Origin of the sequence: Bacteroides sp. AF39-11AC (genome assembly GCF_003474285.1) — a bacterium.
GTDB lineage: Bacteria > Bacteroidota > Bacteroidia > Bacteroidales > Bacteroidaceae > Bacteroides.
Map to the genome: position 1 here is coordinate 154,878 of NZ_QROH01000008.1, position 21,178 is coordinate 176,055.

Sequence of the window (21,178 nt, forward strand, 5' to 3'; positions counted from 1 at the left end):
ATGTTTAATTATTAATTGTTTAACTATCAATTAGCGAAGTCTTGCATCCAACTTATCTTCCAGATTCTTCACGAGTTTCGACATGATCTTATCGATCATCTTATCGTTCAGTGTCTGCGTTTCATCCTGCAACAGGAAGCTGACAGCATACGATTTTTTGCCGGCCTCAAGATTCTTGCCTTCATAAACATCGAAAAGAGATACTTCTTTCAGTAACTTCTTCTCAGTTTCATAAGCAATCTTTTCTATCTCCGCAAACTGCACCTTCTTATCGATCAACAAGGCAAGGTCACGCTTCACAGCCGGGAATTTGGAGATTTCCGTATAGCTGATCTTTACAGAACGGATAGCTTTCATCAACTCTTTCCAGTTCAGATCAGCGTAATATACTTCATTATCAATATCGAAAGCTTTGAGAATCTTCTTCGTTACAATACCGAATGTAGCAAGACGCTTTCCACCTTTAGTCTGTACAGACAAGGCAGTAGCATAAATATCGTCCACCAGATTACCGACTACCAGATTTCTCATATTCAACCCTAAACGGAGGAAAATATTTTCTACGTAAGCTTTCAATTCATATACAGAACTTTCTTCATCAGCATGTGCCCAAGAGTTGGATACTTTCTTACCCGTTACCCACAATCCGAGATGATAATTCTCTGTATAAGCAGCTAACGACTTTTCGGGGTTCTTCTTTTCTGCATCGAAATAATAGCAATTTCCGAATTCGAAGAATTTCAAGTCGGCATTCTTACGGTTGGCGTTATGAGAGATACTTTCCAGCCCCCCGAACAACAAAGTCTGACGCATTGCATTCAGATCTGTGCTCAACGGGTTCAGTAACATTACCAGATTTTTGGAAGGATAAGTTTCCATACCGTCATAATAGCCGGCACGTGTCAGAGAGTTATTCAGAATCTCATTGAAGCCACAACCAACCAACTGTTCAGCTACCAGATTCTGCAGCTTGTTAGACTTATCATGTTCGCCCTTCGTAGTCAAGCTAGACTTCAGCGTAGACGGTATTTCTACATTATTATATCCATAAATACGGAGGATATCTTCAATAACATCACAATCGCGTTGCACGTCTACACGATAAGGGGGAACCGCCAAAGTCAATCCTTCTGTTGTCTCATTGATTATTTTCATCTCCAGACTGGTAACAATGCTCTTGATTGTCCCCACCGGAATCACTTTACCTACCAACGAATGCACCTTCTCATAAGATAATTCTACGATGAAATCCTGAGCAGGAGCAGCACAAACATCCTTTATTTCAGAAGAAATAGTACCGCCGGCCAGTTCTTTCACCATCATGGCAGCCAGTTTCAGGCAATAAATAGTGATATTAGGATCAATGCCTCTTTCAAAGCGGAAAGAAGCATCTGTATTCAGCCCATGACGACGAGCTGTCTTACGAACCCATGTCGGATGGAAATAAGCACTCTCCAGAAAGACATCTTGGGTAGTTTCCGTAGAACCGGAATCCAAACCACCGAATACACCGGCAATACACATCGGTTTTTCCTTGTCACAAATCATCAGGTCGCGATCGGATAATTTACGTTCCACGCCATCCAATGTAACAAACGGAGTACCTTCAGGCATCGTCTTCACTACAACTTCACCACCTTTAATTTTATCCGCATCAAAGCAGTGCAACGGTTGACCGAATGCATGAACAATGTAATTTGTGATATCTACTACATTATTGATAGGACGCAGTCCGATGATACGGAGTTTATTCTGCAACCATTCCGGACTTTCTTTAACCGTTACGCCTTTCACTGTTACACCGGCATAGCGAGGGCAAGCCTCACTGTTTTCAACTGTAACTTTGATATCCAAATCATTATTTTCAACGGAGAAAGTATCTACAGACGGTCTCTTCAGAGAAGTCGGTTTGTTATTTTGCACCAGATAAGCATACAAGTCACGAGCTACACCATAATGCGAACAAGCATCGGCACGATTCGGAGTGATATCCACTTCCAGCACATAGTCGCTCTTTATGTTATAATAATCTTTGGCAAGAGTCCCCGGAACTGCATCAGCGGGCAGAACGATGATACCTGCATGATCCGTACCGATACCTATTTCATCTTCAGCACAAATCATGCCGTTGGACTCAACACCACGGAGTTTTGACTTTTTAATCGTAAAACATTCATCCCCGTCATAGAGTTTTGTACCCAAAGTAGCAATTACCACTTTCTGACCGGCAGCCACATTCGGTGCACCGCACACTATCTGTACAGGTTCTCCCTGTCCCAAATTTACAGTAGTCACATGCATGTGGTCTGAATTCGGATGAGGAACGCATGTCAACACTTCACCTATCACGAGACCTTCCAGTCCGCCTTTAATTGTTTGCACTTCTTCTACACTACCTGTTTCCAGACCTATAGAAGTCAATGCAGCCGCAACTTCTTCCGGTGTCAAATCGAAATCGACATACTCTTTCAACCAATTATAAGAGATATTCATATCATTAATTTTTTATTGTTTCCAAAAGTGACCCGCAAAATTACAAAGTTTTTTTGGATGACAGGGAATTATCCGATAAGAAATTAATGAAAACAACCGAAACTACATGATAAACAGTAATTCCGGCTGTAATATTAAAATTCTTATATTAATTTACCGATAATTTAGAATGGCAACGGTCCATCCGACCCCACCCCACCAAACGGATTATCTGTTTGAGGAGCGAACTCAGCCGGAGGCGGTATACTGCCATCACCTACCGCATTTATTTTGGAGCCATAAGTAGCTCCGCCTCCTTCTGCCGGATGCGGAATCACCATATCATCCTCCGGATTCTGGAAACGGGTGTACTGACCGATAAAGCGCAAACGAACATCACCTACCGCACCATTACGATGCTTAGCAATAATAATTTCTGCCATACCACGCAAATCAGTACCATCTTGCGATGTATAGATTTTATAATATTCAGGACGATGAATGAAACATACCATATCGGCATCCTGCTCAATGGCTCCCGATTCACGCAAGTCACTCAACTGCGGACGTTTACCTTCTTCACCTTCACGGCTCTCCACACCACGATTCAACTGCGACAAGGCTATAATAGGAATATTCAACTCCTTCGCCAAACCTTTCAACGAACGCGAAATGGTACTTACCTCTTCCTGACGACTACCAAACGACATACCACTTGCATTCATCAACTGCAGGTAGTCGATAATAATAATCCTCACTCCATGCTCACGCACCAGACGACGGGCTTTTGTACGAAGCTCAAATACAGACAAAGAAGGAGTATCATCCACATACAACGGCGCATCCAGAAGGTCACGCAATTTATAGTCCAATTGCTGCCATTCATAATCTGCCAGCTGTCCACTCTTGATTTTCTCACTCGGAATTTCGCACGCATTGGATATCAAACGATTTACCAACTGTACGTTACTCATTTCAAGCGAAAACACAGCTACCGGATTGCGATAATTCACCGCAATATTCTTTGCCATAGAAAGCACGAACGCCGTCTTACCCATTGCCGGACGGGCAGCAATAATAATAAGGTCGGATCTCTGCCAACCGGAAGTCATCTTATCAAGTTTGGTAAAACCACTCTCCAAACCACTCAAACCATCAGTACGGGCAGCTGCAATCTGAATTAACTGGTATGCTTCAGCAATAACCGGATTAATCTGTGTATAATCCTTCTTCATGTTCTGCTGAGAAATTTCAAAGAGTCTTCCCTCAGCTTCCTGCATTAAGTCGTCCACGTCCAGAGTCTCATCAAAAGCCTTGCTTTGAACATTGCTGGTAAACGTAATCAGTTCGCGTGCCAATGCTTTCTGCGCGATGATACGTGCATGATATTCAATATGTGCCGAAGAGGCAACCTTACTACTTAACTGGGTAATGTAGAACGGTCCGCCCACCTCTTCCAGATCACCACGTTTAGCAAGCTGTTCTTTTACCGTGAGGATATCCACCGGCTTCTGATTCACAGCCAGATCGGTGATAGCGGAATAAATCAACTGGTGCCGGTGTTCATAAAAAGACTCCGGGCGAAGAATTTCACTTACCAATGAATAAGCGTCTTTCTCAATCATCAATGCTCCCAACACAGCTTCTTCCAATTCCGGCGCCTGCGGCTGTATACGTCCGTAGTCAGTTACAGGCTGCACTTTTGCCTTGGAGTTACTTCGGGGAGTTCTTTTTTGTTCTGCCATTTTTAAATACTATGAATTATAAAGGGATGGCAAAGATAACGCTTATTAATCAAAATCATCCCTATTCTACCAAACAAAAAAAGAGCCATTCCCGAAATTCGAAAACAGCTCTTTACGTTTATATCAAACTTATTCTTAGATGGTCATTGCCTGACCGCCAATCACACCTGCAATGGCACTGGCTACGGCAATAATGACTTTCAATATCACATTCCAACTCGTTTTTTTCATAAGAGAATCGTTTTTTAATGATTAATATTCAGCGATCAACAGACTGCGCAGTCTTGAATTTTTAATTCTTAATTCTTTAATTTCCAAAGTTGCTGGCTTTGGAAATTACCCCAGAGGATCGTCTTCTATTCCCCCATCACCCGAATTACCTCCTGAACCACCATCTGAACCACCTCCTGATGGAACATTAGCTAAATTTTTCAGATAATCATCCAAGCTGACCAAATCCAGTTTTTCACCGGCACGGGTAGCAGTCTTGGTTATCTTCAGTTCCCTGTTGGCCTGGAAGCAGATACGAACACTCTCCACACTCTTGGCGGTCACATCTTCAGTCTTATCTTCTCCCTTAGATTTTGCAGCCAGCATAAATACGCCCAATCCGGCAATATTTACAGTTTTACCTTCCAGCAACTGCTCTTTCAGCTTCTCCACGAAGTTCTGCATAGTACTCCGGATATCACCGATAGAAAGCGAAGAACGATCCTGCATTTTCTGGGCTATAAATGCCAAGTCCACGCTCTGTCCTAAAGTTATTAACTGAGGGAAAAACTTTTTGGGAGAATTCTCAACCCGAGGGTCAGACGGCCTCTCTACCGTTCTAAAAATTACACTCATACTTTTTCATTTAGAGATTTAAATTCTGTTTTTAATTCACTTTGTTGATCAACGTTGATGCAAAGGTGAGGATTAAATCTCTAATAAAAGCAGGAAAATGAGTGAAGAGAGCGGTTTTTCTGAGAAAAGTTGTAAGTAGTTATAAATGAATATTATACCTAAGCGTTATGATTTACTTTTTCAAACATGCCTTTATTTGCTCCACGATGTACGCTACGTCTTCATCCGTCACCCAAGGTCCGGCAGGGATACATAACCCCATATTAAATAAACGTTCTGAAACACCATTCACATAACAAGGATTATTCACATAGACAGGCTGAAGATGCATAGGTTTCCACAAAGGACGGGTCTCAATACCTTTAGCATCAAGTTGCACACGAACTTCGTCATAGTTAGTACCTGTCTTCTCCGGATCAATCAGAATCGTAGATAACCAATAGTTAGCATTGAAACGATCGTCAGGATTAGATTTCAGTGTAATACCTTCCACACCTTCAAAAGCCTTTGCATAAAGATCATGCACATGGCGGTGATGGGCAATATGATCTTCCAGCACAGTCATCTGACCACGGCCGATACCCGCACAGATATTACTCATGCGATAATTGTAACCGATCTTTTCATGCTGGTAATGAGGGAAAGGTTCACGAGCCTGAGTAGCATAAAACATGGTCTGCTTCTTTGCCACTTCATTAGGAACGATTAACGCACCACCACCCGAAGTAGTGATCATCTTATTTCCATTGAAAGACAACACACCAAAAGTACCGAACGTACCACACTTTTGTCCCTTGAACTCAGAACCTAAAGCTTCGGCAGCATCTTCCAATACAAGAATATCATATTTCGCAGCAATAGCACAAATCTCATCTATCCTGGCAGGCATACCATAAAGATGTACAGGAAGAATAGCTTTGGGCTTTTTACCTGTTTTCGCAATTCGGTCTTTGATAGCTTCTTCCAGTAAAGCAGGGTCCATATTCCAGGTATCTTCTTCACTATCGATAAATACAGGCGTAGCCCCCTGATAAGCCACCGGATTAGCTGAAGCACAGAAAGTGAATGACTGGCAAATTACCTCATCACCTGCACTGACGCCAAGCTGAATTAAACCTAAATGGATGGCTGCCGTACCTGCCGACAATGCGACTACTTCCTTATTCTGACCCACAAAATGTTTCAGGTCGTCTTCGAAAGCATTGACATTGGGCCCCAAAGGAACTACCCAGTTTGTATCAAAGGCTTCGCGTATGAAGTCTTGCTCCTTGCCGCTCATATGAGCGAGGCAAAGATAAATTCTCTTGTCCATGAAATTATATGATTAAAAGAACAATAATTTGAAAAGCGAGAGCATAAAAGAAAGGTTATTTACGCCATAAATAGTATGGCACAAATAACCAACAAAATAATTTAGACATATTTTTCAAGTTAAAAACTTGCACGAAAATCATCAACAAAAGTCATGAAATGAATAATTTCTATCTGTATTGCTGAAGTATTTTCTTTATATCCTCAAAGCTTTTCATCTTCGCTATTTCTTCCGGTTCCAGTTCTACATTAAATTCAGACTCGATCTCTACCATCAATTCTAAATGCTTCAAAGAGTCCCATTTTTCACAGTTCGCTTGAGAGCAACTTTTATCAATGTTATTCAACTCAAGCACTAGTTTCAAGATTTCTAATATCTTCTCATCCATATCAGTTCATTTTTATTTTATAATATGATTCTATTTGATAATTTCCTGACAAATATTGTATATATGTTTTTGCGCCATCTTCACTTTGTCCCAAGCCTTCAAATCCAAGCCTTTCATAGAAATCGGCTACTTGGACATTCTTCAAGGTTGGATAGTATTCAGCATATATTTTCGTTATACCGCGATTATATAAATGATTCAAAATAAAACGTATAAACGCCAACTCTACTCCCTTACCTAATATTCTGCAACTCAACAGTAGCGAGTCAATCTTCATTCCATCGGCAAGTGGTTCTAGCATGACAGTCCCAGTAATACCATTATCTCCGAACTTATCCTTGACACTAATGCAATAAACGCTCCAGCCTTCATCTATAAAACCATAAATATCTGTATCAGTATAGCGTTTAGTAGTTAAATTAAATTGGTTTGTTTTCTGAGTCATTTGCGCTATGCGAGGAATATTGAATTCATTTGCTTCTGATATTGTTATTTCTATTTCAAGACTGGCAAGATAAGCACCCATATCCACAAATTTCTTTCTTTCTTGATTTCTATTTATATTCGCCTTATACTGTTCCGTCTTTTTTTCATCTTCCTCCGTAATGGTATATATACGAAAATAGCGTTCAACCAAAGTTGAAAAGAACGATGGTAGCAGATAAGGCTGCTCAGGAAAATCAGGAACTTCTACCATAGGTAAAAGTTGTTTCACCAGTTCGCGTTCTGTGGGATTATCATCCACAAATACAAAGCTATCCAAACCTATATTTAATTCTTGAGCTAGTTCCTTTATATTGTCGGCTTTGTTCTGCCAATTTATTCGGTATGCCGAGAAATATGTTTGATTGAGCTTTATAAACGGATTCTTTTCCCATGCCTCTAGAACATCAGCCTCATTGTTCTTGCTACAAACCGTCAGAATGACCCCTTTCTTGCTTAACTCTATAAGAGCCTCCTGAAAATAAAGAAAAGCTTTTCCAGGGTATTCTCCTCCTATTTCGATTCCATCAATACCTTCCTCTCCAAGTATACCATTCCAAAGAGTATTATCCAGATCAAGCACCAAGCACTTCTTCCTATTTAAAGTAAACTCTTCTGTCTTACGGACAAACCATTTGCGGAAAGTTCCGGCTAGCCTTGGATTTATTATCGCCAAGGAAATAAAATAATATTTCCAATCTATCCACTGTTCTTTAGGATAACTGGAAAGGAATTCCGAAAAATCAAGATACTTCACATTGTGATGTTCATTCGCAAACTCACGAACATCAGTGTTAAATCTTATAATAGCATTTTTTAAGTCATAATCCGTACTGTAAAAATTCAAATCATAAAGGTCTTCCAAAGAAAACACTATCAGTTGCTTATGGGAAGATAGTTGATCGTAAACCATTCGTAGCTTACTAAAATACCCGTTTACCTCTTCCGACAAGGCTCCCCTATCGAACTTAACCGGAACCTGATAAAACCAAATATAACAATCAGCATCTGGAGCAACATAAGAGATATCGTCATAACCGGAATAACCTATCCCCGTAGTACCAAAAAGATTCTCTAAGGTGTGATTGCGAAAAACAAAATACTTCATAATGAAACCATTTAAGACTCAACTAATTCTATTAAACCAACTGTCTTACTAAATAGGAAACAGACACGTTTTCCATCAATAGCACATGCTTCCACTGGTTTTATTAGAGGGACAAACTTCTTCTTTTTTAAACGACAAACAGCATCTTCCATGTCGTCGACTAAATAGCAACAATGATAAGGGGACACTCCCATCTTATTTAAGATCCTGTTTACAGGAGAGTTCTCATCTACAGGTGCTAATAGCTCCAACATTGGCATATTTTCTTTCGTTAAAAAGCAAATTTTTACATTCTGTATCTCATCAATAACCGTTTCTGCCTTCATATATCCAGCATCAACATAATATAGGGCTGTCTCCTCTATATCCCAAACAGCTATACCTATATGGTGAAATTTAAAATCTGGAAGCATATCACATATATGTTAAAAGATTATTTTAGCCGGATTTCCCAAATAGGTCGAGCTATTTTTCGCATCTTTCATCAACACGCTATTTGCACCGACTGTCACGTTTTCACCGACCTTTATCCCCTGCAAAAGGATCGATGAAACTCCCAGGAAGTTCCCATCCCCTATTTCATCAAATCCTGAAATTCTAGCAGCAGGCATCATCGAATTAAAATTTCCAATTCTGGCATCATGTCCTATGCTGACCCCACAATTCAATATATTAAAATCACCTATATGAATATTACAACTGATTATGCAGCCACACATTACAATATTTCCCTTCCCTAAAAAGACTTTTTCTTTATCCAGCCATAGACAATCAGGAGAAATTATATTGGGAAACTCAACTGAAGTATTGGTTATACTGGAAAAAACAGTTCTTACAATCTTCGGCGTACCTATTGCTATCACAATATCCAATTGTCCATTCCAACTGTTTAGGGTCTCAATACCACCCAATATTTTCCCATATTCATTTTCACTACCGACAGGTTTGCCATCATCAAAAAATCCGATAAAATTCCAACGGTTCTTTTCTTCATTACATTTTTTTATAATGCATGCGACCTCTCGTCCAAAGCCGCCAGCTCCATAAACAGCAATATCTTTCATTTTTTAATTTAATTATTTCCAGTAAAAGGTTCCATAGTAACGGAAGTATCAGAACTGATGCCTTCCCTTATAAACACCTTCTTTATTGTCATAAATAATATTTCCATATCAAGTAGAAAAGAGCAATGATCGACATACCATACATCCAGTTCAAACTTCTTTGTCCAACTAATCGCATTACGACCGTTCACTTGAGCCCATCCTGTAATGCCTGGCCGGACTTCATGACGGCGAGCCTGTTCTTCGGAATAAAGAGGAAGGTATTGGGGAAGTAAAGGGCGGGGACCTACCAAAGCCATATCGCCTTTCAATACATTAATCAACTGTGGCAATTCATCAATGGAAGTGGAACGGATGAATTTTCCTATTTTTGTCAAACGTTTCTCATCTGGCAACAAGTTGCCATTTTCATCACGTTCGTCAGTCATTGTTTTGAATTTAATAACTCTGAAAATCTTGCCATACTTACCCGGACGTTCTTGCATAAAGAATGTGCCAGTACCTTTATTGGCAAAATAAAGCCAGATAGAAATGAGTAATAATATTGACCAGACGATTAGCAAGACACAAGATACAATAATAAGATCAACTCCCCTCTTCAAGAAATTCTTGTACATATCATTAAATCTTTCTATAATAATTCAAATTCTTACGGTTTAGCACCACATAAACCAACATTACTTTATCTTTTATCTGCGAATTTATTGTATAATATCACTCTAATTCACAACTTATCTATCACATTGATGATATTAATATAAGCTTTCGCTACCGTTGCATCTATTTCACAATTATATTTCAACCAAAAATCCACATTGACAAACGACATCTATAATTATAAAATCAAAGAGTCAGGAAAAACACTCTTTTGATATTTGCATACATTCATTGAATATTAACAATAAAAAAAATTAAAAACTACAGCAAACTGTTATACTCTTCAAGCAATGCCTCCCATAGTTTTTTTTGTTCATATCGTTCTACAATCATTGGTCTAGTATATGGAATCATTTTTTTCACTTCCATCTCACGATGTTCATACATCCACTTCATCGCTTCATACAAAGCCTCCTCATCTTTCGGCGGAATAATCCTACCATTTACACCATCCTGAATAATCTCATTGCAACCATTAATGTCAGTTACAATTGAAGGCAATTCCATTGCACCAGCTTGTAACACTACATTTGGAAAACCCTCCCGATAACTAGGGAATACAAAAACATCAGAAGCAGCAAGAAAAGAACGAATATCAGGCTGAAATCCCCAAATTATAATTGCCTCATTTTCCCTAATCATCCTCTCTACATTTTCATCAAGCGGATCCAATTCACGCTCAAAGCTCCCAACTAAATGTAACCTTATTTCGGGATAGATATATATCAATTTTGAGAAAGCTCTTACCAACTCATTAATCCCTTTATCTTTGACTATTCTCCCCACAAATACAAAATTAAAAGTCCCCCCTTCCTTTATAGTCTCTACTTTATACATGACTTCTGCCGAACGCGAGAAATACTCTACATCAATTCCATTAATATTACCGTTCAGTATCACCTTTAATGGTTTCTTCGTAATACCATTAGTAATCAACATTTTCTTCACACCTTCTCCCTCAGGAATCACTTTCGTAGCGCACCAACAAGTAATCTTTTCCATTATGATCAGTAACCAACGTATTTTTTTAGTTGCTGTTTCAAAACGTAAACCTGTTACAGTATATATACGATGAGGTACCCTTATTATCCAAGCCGCTATCATAGACAACAGACTGGCTTTAGGAGTATTGGCATGAACAATATAAGGTTGTTCCTTTTTAAACAGTTTTATTAACTTTATTAGAGATCTCATGTCATTCAGCAACGAAATCTCTCGATACATAGGTATATCGATACAACGCACGCCCTCACGATCAGATACTTCTCGCAGTTTGCCTGTATTAAAATCAGAGCCTACACCTATTATTTCATAATACTTCGATAAAAAACGTAATTGTCCTTTTAAGAGATAGTATAAACTGCCTGAAATGGTAGTAAGACGAATTATTTTGTACATTTACCTAAAAATATGATTATATATATTTTGCTTATACAATGAAAAACAGGTTCTTTATGCGACTAAGAGGATTATCATCTCCCACTTTTGTTATATCAGCAATATTGTCCGCTTTTTGAGTATAAAAAACAATCTTATTATGTGTCTAATTCTAATAGAATAAATCCAAGAAGTACAAAATAAAACAGTGATAGAATCTCGTTTTTAATCACGTCACAAAAAACGTTCTAACTATATAGATAAATAAATTGTTATACCAACAAATATCATATCCCTAATTTCTACAAATAATCCGTGGTTTTGGTAACACTACCGTAGCATTATCGGGAACATCTTCTACAACTACACAATTCGCTCCTATTTTCACATTACTCCCAATAATAACTCCTGGAAGTATTTTTGCACCAGCACCAATCATCACATCGTCAGATATTTTCACATCACCATGAGCGATTGTGACTTGCTGAAATATAGTACATCTCTTTCCTATACAAACATCATGCCCGATAATGATACCATTTGGTCCATGTGGAAGATGAGGAGGCGTTGCAAAAAATGCACCAGAATTTAGATTCGTACCAAAAGAGCAATTATGATAAGCATCTATTTTTTTTATATAATAAAGATAGTATAACTTTATAAAAAAAGGCGTTTTATTACTGGATGAAGTTACAATATCACGACGTTTCCAATATTTATAGTGATTATAATGCTGAATCCAAGACAATACTTTTAATCCAAATTTATTTTGGAATGAAAAAGACCTATCCATTATTGTATAGTTTTACACAAATTCAAAAAAATATTTTATTTTTACAAGCAGTTTTCTTCATAAATTCAAAAGAACTTTTATTACTTATTCTTTTAATATCTCTGAAACTATCATTTTAAAAAAATCATTTCTTCTATTATCCAATATCTTAGAATCATATTCCTTTACTTTATTAAAGCTATAATCCACATATTTGCACCAAGAACAAGGAGTAACTTCAAGCAACTTTACAATACCAGCAACGTTTCCCTCATCGAATATAAGTTCTTGAGGAAGCAATTCTGGTATCCCTCCAACATTAGAACCGATGCAGGGAAGACCCACATTCATTGCTTCAACAACAGCTCGCGGAAGTCCCTCTTGTCTAGATGGTTGTGCATAAATATCCATGCTCATAAGACACTCATTAATATCGCTATGCTTAAGTACTCCTAAATAATGAATATGATCTTCAACACCTAATTCTTTAGCAAGTTTCAACAATGCTTTGCCCTCACCTCCACCAATCAAATAATAATGATAGTTCCATCCATCTTGAAGCAATGTTTTCAATGCTCTTATAATATAACGTTGCCCTTTATATGAAACGTCAAGGCTTCCAATCGTAGCAACTTTTATTTTATCAGACTTGTTTAAATAAGTAAATCGCTCTTTTCGTTTCAAGCATATATTTTCATTATTCTCTTCAATTACGACATCAGAGCATCCGATATTTTTTCCAGCTGTCGGATATCTGTTTTGCAAAAATTGACAAGTTACATATATCACGTAATTAGCTTCCCATACAGTTCTTTTCATGTTGAAAAAAGCCGAGGTTGCCAATAGCTTTCCTTTCCAACTATGATTCCAGAGAGAATCCCACACACAACCAATAACGACAGCAAGAAACGGTTTTCTCAACTTTTTAGCATACCGAGCTCCCATATCTCCAACTGAATCAGGAATATGCACAATTAAAAGATCACACTTTTCAACAACCTTCTTTATTGCACGTCTATTATGTTGACGATTAATTCTATTTCTAATATTATTTTCCTTTTTAACCTCAATAAATTTTATACTAGAAAAATTTATTTCATTCAGATTACTACTATTTTTTTCTTCCATTGAAACACATACAGCCAATGAACCGAATTGAGAATAACGTGAGATAATATCATTCAGAAAATTATGATAGTATCTATTATTTACCTTTTCTATCGTAATACTAGAGTATATAAATGCTATGTTCATCTTAATTCTTTTTATTATTAATCTTAATCTACAGGAACCTTATAATTCAAGTATGAATATAAAGGAGAAATAACTATTTCTACTATTGAATTATTCATAAAACTAGTTTGATACTTTAAGGGATCTGTACCTAATCTTCCAAAAGAAAACCAAAATTGAAGGAAAAAAGTAATAGATAAAATGAATAGTATTAATACTTTTTTTGTAATAGAATTTTTCAGCCTATAAAGAATATTCATATATATCATTATATAAATTGGAAAAGAGAACAATAATAATCTTGTAAAATTATGATTATTAGAATAGTTAAGATTCAACACTATTATGAAAATAAGACATGTTTTATCTATAATATCACTGCTTCTGCTCACTAAAATACGATTTAACAAGACTATTGAACATAAGAACCCAAATGTAAATTGAAAATATGGTGCATTAGAGAAAAAATTATTAAAATTTTGTTCTGTATAAGAATCTGCCACTGATGCAACTGAAGGAAACAACCCGACCCAATTTAACACCTGTGTAGATATCTCCATTAAATTAATATTACGCAATAAAAAACTCAATAATAACATAATATAAATAAAAGCAGAATTCATTTTTTTAATAAAAAATAAGGGTAACATAAACAGAGGAGAGAAATGAACTCCTAAAGATAAAATAAAAGCAACTATACATTTCAATCGTTTATCCAGCAAATAATATGAAAAACTATAGAACATTATAGATGTTGCTACAGCTTGCTTCATCACCTCCATAGTTTCTACAAAAATGACAAAACAAAAAACAACAGATAATAAGACAAAGCGTTTTTTCTCATTCTTATTTTCAAAATATTTTTCTAAATTAAGTATTGTTAGAAAACATATATAATACATGAGAAATCCCCAAAACAATGATGTATATTGTACATTTCCAACAATTTTTGTTATCAAAAAATTTACAGCTGTATAAATAATATATCTATCAGTAACAAGATAAATAAAGAAATTTGCAATGGAAAAATCACTTATAGAATTTATAATATGGTAAGTACGTGATATGTCACCATTTGGTGAATATTGTGTAAATGCAAGTAGTCCTATAAATATCGCTATAAAAAAATACAATAATTTAACATTTAGATTACTATTCTTCAACATTGCAATACTAGATATACAAGCAAAGAATGGATTTATTATGAAAATAAGGGATAGTAATGCAATAGAATATTTCTTGCTCCTAAACGTGCCAGCCATTAATCTAATAATTTCAATGATTGCTTTATAGTGTTATTATTATCTATACTATTAAAACAGTCCAATGCTCCACTATAATATGAAGTATAATTCTTTTCAATTTGCAATATGGCCTTTTTGATAGATAAAACATTATTTTCATCAACTATTTCTCCTGCATGTAAATCACCTATAAGCTTTAGCCCTGGAATATTATTAGCTATTATTGGTTTGCCAAATGCCGCATATTCAAATATCTTATTGGGTGCACAATAGGCTGTATTCAAGGATCTTAAATCATAAGTAACAATTCCCAAATAACACATACTGGTAAATACTAAATAGTCTGGTGCAGGAATAAACTCAATATGAACTAATGTATTATCTATTTCCTTATATCTTCGAAGCATGTCCATTCCTTTTCCAAGAAGAACTAGTTTGTACTCACCTCCCAGTTCTTTTATTGCTCGAATGAAATTCGACAAGTCACGCTCTTCAAAAAACATTCCTTGATATAATATAACCTTATACGATTTAAAAATCGTCAACAGCTCTTTATACTTATCTTTCAAAGATCCGAGCTCTTCTTGAGAAGGTATAAAATATGGTTTATTAGGTAATGTAATCGGTCGTTTCTTTAAATGAAACCAAACTTGATAAAACACTGTTCTGTTATATTCAGGCATAAAAACGAGTTTGGCTTGATGAATAACTTTTCCTATAGTTTTCAGCTGCGCCCTTGAATTATCATGCAACTCTGATATCTGTAGAATATATAGATATTTCTTAATAAAGCTCCCTAGAGAACGCATTGTTGTAGCTCCTTCTATCCATAAATAATCAAACGACAGCTCTTCCAATCTTTGTTTTACTAATTTTCTAAACCTTAAATACTCCCAAATTTTCCCTAATATGTGTGTTGCTGTTGCATAAGGATAAATATCCATCGTAATATTCCTCTGCCTCATTTGTTCTATAATAGAATCGGATGCACCACTTGTAATAACATGCACATTGTGCCCTAAATCCTTCAAAATATAAGATACACTTATGACAGGAGGTATAAATCTTAAATCTGATTTTGTTATAACTACAAATTTCATGTTATTTTTCATAATAAGTCTTTATATGTTATTGATTGAACAAATTTAGATATGATTTTTAACGAAATTAAGGTTCCCATTGTGAAGTCTTTGGGATGATCAATATATACTAAAAGACGTTTTTTACTCAATAGTGTTGACATTACTGCTGTAATGGTAGACACACATGTCGTATTAAACATTGATCTATTAAAGAAATGTAATTTCGTCTTAAGTTGATCTGATTTTCTAAAATGCGTTCCATCCGCATAAATAGCCATTTGCGAAGAGAATCGTCGATAGATTCTATCAGACAATTTATAAAAAATAAAACGATAATATGAAGAAATCGGCACCTCCATAAATGAACCTTCTACGTCTTCTATCTCAACGGCATTCTCGAATCTATAAACACTCTTCCTTGGAATATTTGTAAAATCATAATAGGAATCTTTATTTGCATTTTTTATACCATAACTAGTTGATGAATCAATACGAATATTAGTACATAAGAAAGCTTTTTTCAAAAGAGAAAAAGGTTGAATAGCCCATCCTCCTGCCCTAAATGCAACAATTTGATAATTTGAATCAACATTTCTGATAATAGAATGGAGTATATTGCACCCTTCTATAAACATCTCAGTAATTTCATCTTCTGTAAAAGAATTCAGACTATAATGAGAAAAATCAGAATAATTCCAAGTTCCATCACCATTATATTTGGCATCAACCCAATGGGGATGTATATGGAGTTCTATTCGGTGCCCTCGTTGAACAATATCCCTTATTTGATCTTCAATCAGGCGCAAATCTAATACACTGTGTTCATCAGTATTTCGTCCAAGATATTTAATCATCAAATAATCAACAAAGAAAGTAGCTTTTAAATTTGATTCTTCAAATTGAGCCAACAATAGATTCGTCGGCTCAATTAGTGTTTTGATTACCGTTCCTGACCGATCACCAAAAAATAACTCATAGTCATATGATAATATAATCAATTTTCTCATCTTTTTATTATTCTTTTTATTATTGGAAGCAACAAATAGAATGGACGTGTTCTGAAGGCAGCATTAATTGATATATATATACTAAAAAACAATACTGTTGAAATAAAAATCTGCAACCAATATGAATTAATCTGATAGACCAAACAAAAAGGTAATAATGCAGAAACTATTGAAATAATCATAAATTTCCCATAATCAACGAGTTGCTCTAAATAACTAACTCCAATCAAATATCTTGTATAATATGAGTTCAAAGTTGGAGCATAAAGCCCATAAACGAGCTGCCCTATACAAACACCTATTAAACCAAAATTTATAGAAATCAAAAAAATGATAATAGCAGATATTTTCTTTACAACCTCCAACTTGAGTGCTAAATCTGAACGCCCTTTTACATAAAGAAGATTCCTATTAATCGCACTTATATGCAATGTCATCATTGCCAAACATAAAATTTGCATCACAGGGACAGAGTCTATCCATTTTTCGGTAAGTAAAAGTAAAATCAATGGTTTGGAAATTATAAATAGCCACAACATAATTGCAAATACAACAAACGACGATGCCTGTATATATTCGCGATATAAATTTCGCAACCGTTCCGTATCATCTTGAATAGAACTCATAATAGGTAATGTTACCCTTATGAACACATCACTAAGCAATACAACAGGTAACTTCCCAAACTGTTCACCTCTAGCATATACACCTAAAGTTCTTGCTGAAAAAAACTTTGCAATAACAAGAGGATAAAGATTCAAATATATTTGGTCGATAAGCGATGATGCTATCAGCTTGGAACTAAATGAGAATATTTTTTTAAATGATTGGACAGAAAACAACATTATCGGTTTCCATTTTTGTATCAAATTCAACAATATACATCTAATAAATAATAGCATTAGCTGTTGAAATACCAATGACCAAACACCCCATCCAGTATATGCCATAAAAATTCCTACAACTCCTGATACAATGGCAGAAATAATACTTGCAATAGCTATCTTCTTAAAATCAACAGCTATAGTAAGCTTTATCAACGGAACAGACATAAAAGCTGAAAGGATTAGCTGAAGCGACAGAACTCTCAGAAGTAACACAAGAGATGATTCCTTATAAAATTCAGCTATTATCGGAGATAATCCAAATAAAAGAAAATATAATAGTACTGATGTTACTACATTTACAATATAAATTGTATTAAAATCAGTTTCACTCCTATCTTTCTTCTGAATAAGAGCCGTACTAAATCCACCATCAACCAAAATTGCAAAAAAACCAATAAAAACCATTAAGATGCTAATTAACCCATAGTCTTTAGGGGATAATAGCCTAGCCATCACAATGTTAATGACGAACTGAATTATATAATACGAAAATCTATCAGTTCCGCTCCAAAACACCCCCTTTAATGTTTTACTTTTTAATGAATTTCCTGTCATTTGATTAAACGTTCAAATAATTGCTCCCTTGTTACAATGGAAGCCGTCAACTTTTCAATAGGAATTTCGCATATTGTTTCTCTGCTACTTCCTTTTTTACCAGGAATCGGCGTCATAAAGTCATCACCATAATGCTTCCTCAAAAATACTTCAGAGTTACGAGGTATAGACACTATCAGGTTCTTAAAATGTGTATCAACAAATCCATCATAGTTCATATTTACGAGGAGAATCTTAAATTTATTCAAATTAAAAGCTTCTGTCCAATTTTTATCATGCAAAGCTCTTGGAATAAATCCAGTGATAAGTTTCTCACTCGAAAGTCCTTTTCTAAAACCATATATATCGAAAGAAACACCATGATATTTAAATGAAATCTGACAATACAAATTATCATCCGTAAGAATAGCATGCTCAAATATGAACCCTTTCTCTTCTAGTTTATCTATAACTTCTGGAGTAATATCAGTGCAATACATTGCAGTATCGATATCATCATCATTTTTTATAAAATCTTTTTCTCGATATGCCCCTAATAAGGTACCAAATGCTAGCCAATAGTCTAGTTTTAAACTTCTGAAAACTGTATCAAATTCCGCAATAGCTTTTTCTCCATACATAAGCATAGCAAATCGTTGTATCTTTGTATTAATTCGTTTTACGATATTATCTCCCAATATATTTCTAGCTATCTGTTTCAACATAGCTTCTCATTTTATTACTTTTTTCATACGATTAATGACGCCGGAAGGAAGTATTTGCTTGGCTACATCTTTGACAGTTCTAATAGCGTAATCTTTATGATTTACTACAATATGTCTTACTAATTTAAGAGCTTCACTCTCATCATCTGTGTTTGTAAACACCTCAAATATAACAGGCTTATCATTTAAAACTGGACTCACAAATTTATTATAAATATTAAAGAACTCATCCTTACTACTTGCAGATATATATTCAAAGCCTAGATCTTCTGCATAATGCTTTATAAGTTTACTAGACTTATTACCATAATGACCAGCGGCAGCAATATATAAGTCAGTTGCTGCACCAAATATGGTAGCAGGATGATGATAGTTTCTAAACTCTATTCCTCGTCCATTGTTAATTAATAGAATACGAACATTCGATCCAATATGTCTATTACCAATCACATTCATATCATAAAAGAACTGTAAATCACCAAATATTCCAAAATACAGTTTATTTTTATCACAAAGGGAAGCACCTATTAGAGATGACATTCCACCATCTATTCCAAATCCTCCAACATTAGAATATATTCTTATAGAATCATCGAGTCGGAAAAGATTCCATGCTCTAAGACTATTCAAAATTCCAAGTTGGATTCGTGATTTTTTAGGTATTACACGATGTAATTGGTTCGCAATCCATAAATTGGAAAAAGGAATGTCTGGAAAGCGCTCTAAAATAGAGTCGTATTCTTGAATACAACTTTCATAAAAGCTAATATTCTTCGTATCAGTACAGTAATAGTCAAAAAAGCTCTTCTCATCCATCTCAAAAACATAATGGAGTTTTTTAAAGGTATCTATCATATCTCCATCGCAGCTAACTCTCCACACTTCTTTTGCTTTAGAAAGTGCCCCAATAGAATAATCATCTCCAGATACGTTTCCTAAATGAATGAGTAAATCAATATTTGTCATTGTAGATTGATAAAACTCTTGAATACCTAATAATGAATAGTTGATAGAATATCTTCTATAATAATGACTTGTATGATCTTTGAAAACAACAGCATTGTAAGATGCACAAAACCGTTCAATCGATTCAGCCAATGCTTCACTCATATTATCATAAGAACCAATAATTATACCGATTTTACCCTTGGACATTTGTGGCATTTTACCCATATCCTTGCCTTCTATCCGTACTATTATCCTAGCTTTTGGTAGTTTCACAACAGAAAAGTCCATACTATATTCTGTCTCAAGATTAATATGAACAGGTCCACCACTCCTATGAGTAAGTTCTGACAGTGCTTTATTAACTTTCACTACACAATCCCATTCATCCAAATCATCCTTAACAATTTGTATGAGAACACTTAAATTTGCAATATCTTTCTGTATAGAAGAACGATCCACAGATTGTCTCTGATGGTGACCTATATTTGCTAATGGGGTAGTAGATGTGATCGCAAGAACCGGAAGCTTACGATAATATGCTTCAGTTAAACCTGGGAGATAATTCCTTGATGCTGTTGCTGCTGTACAAGTCAATACCACCGGCTCTCCAGACTCTGCTGCCAGTCCACATGCCATATATGCCGCAGATCTTTCATCCACAGATGAATACATTTCGAAAAATGGATCATATTGCATACTTGCAACCACGGAAATATTTGTTGACCCTGGCGACGCTATCACCTTTTTTATTCCATATTGTTTCAATAATGAAATAATTATTTGAACATTCTTCTCTTTTGAATAATGAAAATCCATACTATTATATTTTTATAAATTCAACTTGTATTTGACGTTCTTCACAGAATAGTTTGATTTGTGAAATTAATGAAGCTTCTATATCTCTTTTAGGAGCAGTAAAAATACGAAACACTCTTTTACACCAATATAATAGCATAAAAAATATGGGAAATTTTCTCTCTATAAACCAATATTTGCATCCTATAATAGACAGAGTAACCGGATGATAAACTATAGACATATCAATTGGAGAGAAATCTTCCAAATATTTCTCTCGATAAACTATATACACTTTACCGTCATTTTTCAATAAACTAAAGTATGTTCGTAGAATATGAAAACTAGCATATAAACTGCGTCCCCAAATCGTCTCCTCCAAAGTTTTATCAATACTTATACACAGCCTATTTACATTATATTTATCACCTATGACAATTGTTTCAAAATTTCTTCTTTTATCATGCCAAGGATTGAACCTTCTCCGCATATATCGATT

20 protein-coding genes are annotated in these 21,178 nt (G+C 35.4%); all 20 read right to left on the reverse strand.

Going from position 1 to position 21,178, the window contains the following annotated elements:
* Positions 1-30: 30 nt before the first annotated feature.
* Positions 31-2,493 carry a phenylalanine--tRNA ligase subunit beta gene (gene pheT / locus DW036_RS18135; RefSeq protein WP_118465634.1) on the reverse strand — a complete coding sequence of 821 codons (2,463 nt, stop codon included), beginning with the start codon at positions 2,491-2,493 and terminating at the stop codon, positions 31-33.
* A gap of 164 nt (positions 2,494-2,657) precedes the next feature.
* Positions 2,658-4,217 (reverse strand): replicative DNA helicase, encoded by a 1,560-nt coding sequence (gene dnaB / locus DW036_RS18140; RefSeq protein WP_022391386.1) that lies wholly within the window; start codon positions 4,215-4,217, stop codon positions 2,658-2,660.
* 135 nt (positions 4,218-4,352) lie between these two features.
* Positions 4,353-4,448: a smalltalk protein gene (locus tag DW036_RS25580; protein ID WP_021968105.1), complete on the reverse strand. Its 96-nt coding sequence runs from the start codon at positions 4,446-4,448 to the stop codon at positions 4,353-4,355.
* Between the two features lie 105 nt (positions 4,449-4,553).
* On the reverse strand, positions 4,554-5,063 hold the full coding sequence (locus tag DW036_RS18145) for an HU family DNA-binding protein (protein ID WP_007663183.1): 510 nt from the start codon (positions 5,061-5,063) through the stop codon (positions 4,554-4,556).
* Positions 5,064-5,235: 172 nt separating this feature from the next.
* Entirely contained in the window at positions 5,236-6,375 is a 1,140-nt protein-coding gene (locus DW036_RS18150) for a DegT/DnrJ/EryC1/StrS aminotransferase family protein (protein WP_118465635.1), read from the reverse strand.
* Positions 6,376-6,544: 169 nt separating this feature from the next.
* On the reverse strand, positions 6,545-6,763 hold the full coding sequence (locus tag DW036_RS18155) for an acyl carrier protein (RefSeq protein WP_118465636.1): 219 nt from the start codon (positions 6,761-6,763) through the stop codon (positions 6,545-6,547).
* A 1-nt stretch (position 6,764) separates the two neighbouring features.
* On the reverse strand, positions 6,765-8,354 hold the full coding sequence (locus DW036_RS18160) for an HAD family hydrolase (protein ID WP_118465637.1): 1,590 nt from the start codon (positions 8,352-8,354) through the stop codon (positions 6,765-6,767).
* 11 nt (positions 8,355-8,365) lie between these two features.
* Positions 8,366-8,767 (reverse strand): VOC family protein, encoded by a 402-nt coding sequence (locus DW036_RS18165; RefSeq protein ID WP_118465638.1) that lies wholly within the window; start codon positions 8,765-8,767, stop codon positions 8,366-8,368.
* A gap of 12 nt (positions 8,768-8,779) precedes the next feature.
* On the reverse strand, positions 8,780-9,418 hold the full coding sequence (locus DW036_RS18170) for a NeuD/PglB/VioB family sugar acetyltransferase (protein WP_118465639.1): 639 nt from the start codon (positions 9,416-9,418) through the stop codon (positions 8,780-8,782).
* Between the two features lie 8 nt (positions 9,419-9,426).
* Positions 9,427-10,035, reverse strand: coding sequence for a sugar transferase (locus tag DW036_RS18175; protein ID WP_118465640.1), 609 nt, complete (start codon positions 10,033-10,035; stop codon positions 9,427-9,429).
* Between the two features lie 301 nt (positions 10,036-10,336).
* Positions 10,337-11,473 (reverse strand): glycosyltransferase family 4 protein, encoded by a 1,137-nt coding sequence (locus DW036_RS18180; RefSeq protein ID WP_118465641.1) that lies wholly within the window; start codon positions 11,471-11,473, stop codon positions 10,337-10,339.
* 274 nt (positions 11,474-11,747) lie between these two features.
* Positions 11,748-12,245 (reverse strand): serine O-acetyltransferase, encoded by a 498-nt coding sequence (locus tag DW036_RS18185; protein ID WP_118465642.1) that lies wholly within the window; start codon positions 12,243-12,245, stop codon positions 11,748-11,750.
* Positions 12,246-12,329: 84 nt separating this feature from the next.
* The gene (locus DW036_RS18190) at positions 12,330-13,478 is read right to left on the reverse strand and encodes a glycosyltransferase family 4 protein (protein ID WP_118465643.1); all 1,149 of its coding nucleotides are present in this window, start codon (positions 13,476-13,478) and stop codon (positions 12,330-12,332) included.
* Between the two features lie 23 nt (positions 13,479-13,501).
* The gene (locus DW036_RS18195) at positions 13,502-14,719 is read right to left on the reverse strand and encodes an EpsG family protein (RefSeq protein WP_118465644.1); all 1,218 of its coding nucleotides are present in this window, start codon (positions 14,717-14,719) and stop codon (positions 13,502-13,504) included.
* Positions 14,719-15,813: a glycosyltransferase gene (locus tag DW036_RS18200; RefSeq protein WP_118465645.1), complete on the reverse strand. Its 1,095-nt coding sequence runs from the start codon at positions 15,811-15,813 to the stop codon at positions 14,719-14,721. The genes DW036_RS18195 and DW036_RS18200 overlap by 1 nt, the downstream gene beginning before the upstream one ends.
* A complete protein-coding gene (locus DW036_RS18205; RefSeq protein WP_118465646.1) occupies positions 15,810-16,790 on the reverse strand; it encodes a hypothetical protein in 981 nt (326 codons plus the stop codon). The genes DW036_RS18200 and DW036_RS18205 overlap by 4 nt, the downstream gene beginning before the upstream one ends.
* Positions 16,787-18,232, reverse strand: a complete 1,446-nt coding sequence (locus DW036_RS18210) for a lipopolysaccharide biosynthesis protein (RefSeq protein WP_118465647.1) — start codon at positions 18,230-18,232, stop codon at positions 16,787-16,789. Before DW036_RS18210 ends, DW036_RS18205 begins: the two co-directional genes overlap by 4 nt.
* Positions 18,229-18,936 carry a LicD family protein gene (locus DW036_RS18215; RefSeq protein ID WP_118465648.1) on the reverse strand — a complete coding sequence of 236 codons (708 nt, stop codon included), beginning with the start codon at positions 18,934-18,936 and terminating at the stop codon, positions 18,229-18,231. Before DW036_RS18215 ends, DW036_RS18210 begins: the two co-directional genes overlap by 4 nt.
* Positions 18,937-18,942: 6 nt before the next feature.
* A complete protein-coding gene (locus tag DW036_RS18220; RefSeq protein WP_118465649.1) occupies positions 18,943-20,700 on the reverse strand; it encodes a thiamine pyrophosphate-binding protein in 1,758 nt (585 codons plus the stop codon).
* 4 nt (positions 20,701-20,704) lie between these two features.
* A complete protein-coding gene (locus tag DW036_RS18225; protein ID WP_147401509.1) occupies positions 20,705-21,169 on the reverse strand; it encodes a hypothetical protein in 465 nt (154 codons plus the stop codon).
* Positions 21,170-21,178: the final 9 nt, after the last annotated feature.

Excerpts from the sequence above, each read along its gene's own strand:
- DW036_RS18175 (WP_118465640.1), bottom strand. The coding sequence starts at position 10,035 with ATGTACAAGAATTTCTTGAAGAGGGGAGTTGATCTTATTATTGTATCT.
- DW036_RS18220 (WP_118465649.1), bottom strand. The coding sequence starts at position 20,700 with ATGGATTTTCATTATTCAAAAGAGAAGAATGTTCAAATAATTATTTCA.
- DW036_RS18185 (WP_118465642.1), bottom strand. The coding sequence starts at position 12,245 with ATGGATAGGTCTTTTTCATTCCAAAATAAATTTGGATTAAAAGTATTG.
- DW036_RS18215 (WP_118465648.1), bottom strand. The coding sequence starts at position 18,936 with ATGTTGAAACAGATAGCTAGAAATATATTGGGAGATAATATCGTAAAA.
- DW036_RS18170 (WP_118465639.1), bottom strand. The coding sequence starts at position 9,418 with ATGAAAGATATTGCTGTTTATGGAGCTGGCGGCTTTGGACGAGAGGTC.
- DW036_RS18200 (WP_118465645.1), bottom strand. The coding sequence starts at position 15,813 with ATGAAAAATAACATGAAATTTGTAGTTATAACAAAATCAGATTTAAGA.
- DW036_RS18145 (WP_007663183.1), bottom strand. The coding sequence starts at position 5,063 with ATGAGTGTAATTTTTAGAACGGTAGAGAGGCCGTCTGACCCTCGGGTT.
- DW036_RS18160 (WP_118465637.1), bottom strand. The coding sequence starts at position 8,354 with ATGAAGTATTTTGTTTTTCGCAATCACACCTTAGAGAATCTTTTTGGT.
- dnaB (WP_022391386.1), bottom strand. The coding sequence starts at position 4,217 with ATGGCAGAACAAAAAAGAACTCCCCGAAGTAACTCCAAGGCAAAAGTG.
- DW036_RS18190 (WP_118465643.1), bottom strand. The coding sequence starts at position 13,478 with ATGAACATAGCATTTATATACTCTAGTATTACGATAGAAAAGGTAAAT.
- DW036_RS18180 (WP_118465641.1), bottom strand. The coding sequence starts at position 11,473 with ATGTACAAAATAATTCGTCTTACTACCATTTCAGGCAGTTTATACTAT.
- DW036_RS18155 (WP_118465636.1), bottom strand. The coding sequence starts at position 6,763 with ATGGATGAGAAGATATTAGAAATCTTGAAACTAGTGCTTGAGTTGAAT.
- DW036_RS18195 (WP_118465644.1), bottom strand. The coding sequence starts at position 14,719 with ATGGCTGGCACGTTTAGGAGCAAGAAATATTCTATTGCATTACTATCC.
- DW036_RS25580 (WP_021968105.1), bottom strand. The coding sequence starts at position 4,448 with ATGAAAAAAACGAGTTGGAATGTGATATTGAAAGTCATTATTGCCGTA.
- DW036_RS18205 (WP_118465646.1), bottom strand. The coding sequence starts at position 16,790 with ATGAGAAAATTGATTATATTATCATATGACTATGAGTTATTTTTTGGT.
- pheT (WP_118465634.1), bottom strand. The coding sequence starts at position 2,493 with ATGAATATCTCTTATAATTGGTTGAAAGAGTATGTCGATTTCGATTTG.
- DW036_RS18225 (WP_147401509.1), bottom strand. The coding sequence starts at position 21,169 with ATGCGGAGAAGGTTCAATCCTTGGCATGATAAAAGAAGAAATTTTGAA.
- DW036_RS18210 (WP_118465647.1), bottom strand. The coding sequence starts at position 18,232 with ATGACAGGAAATTCATTAAAAAGTAAAACATTAAAGGGGGTGTTTTGG.
- DW036_RS18165 (WP_118465638.1), bottom strand. The coding sequence starts at position 8,767 with ATGCTTCCAGATTTTAAATTTCACCATATAGGTATAGCTGTTTGGGAT.
- DW036_RS18150 (WP_118465635.1), bottom strand. The coding sequence starts at position 6,375 with ATGGACAAGAGAATTTATCTTTGCCTCGCTCATATGAGCGGCAAGGAG.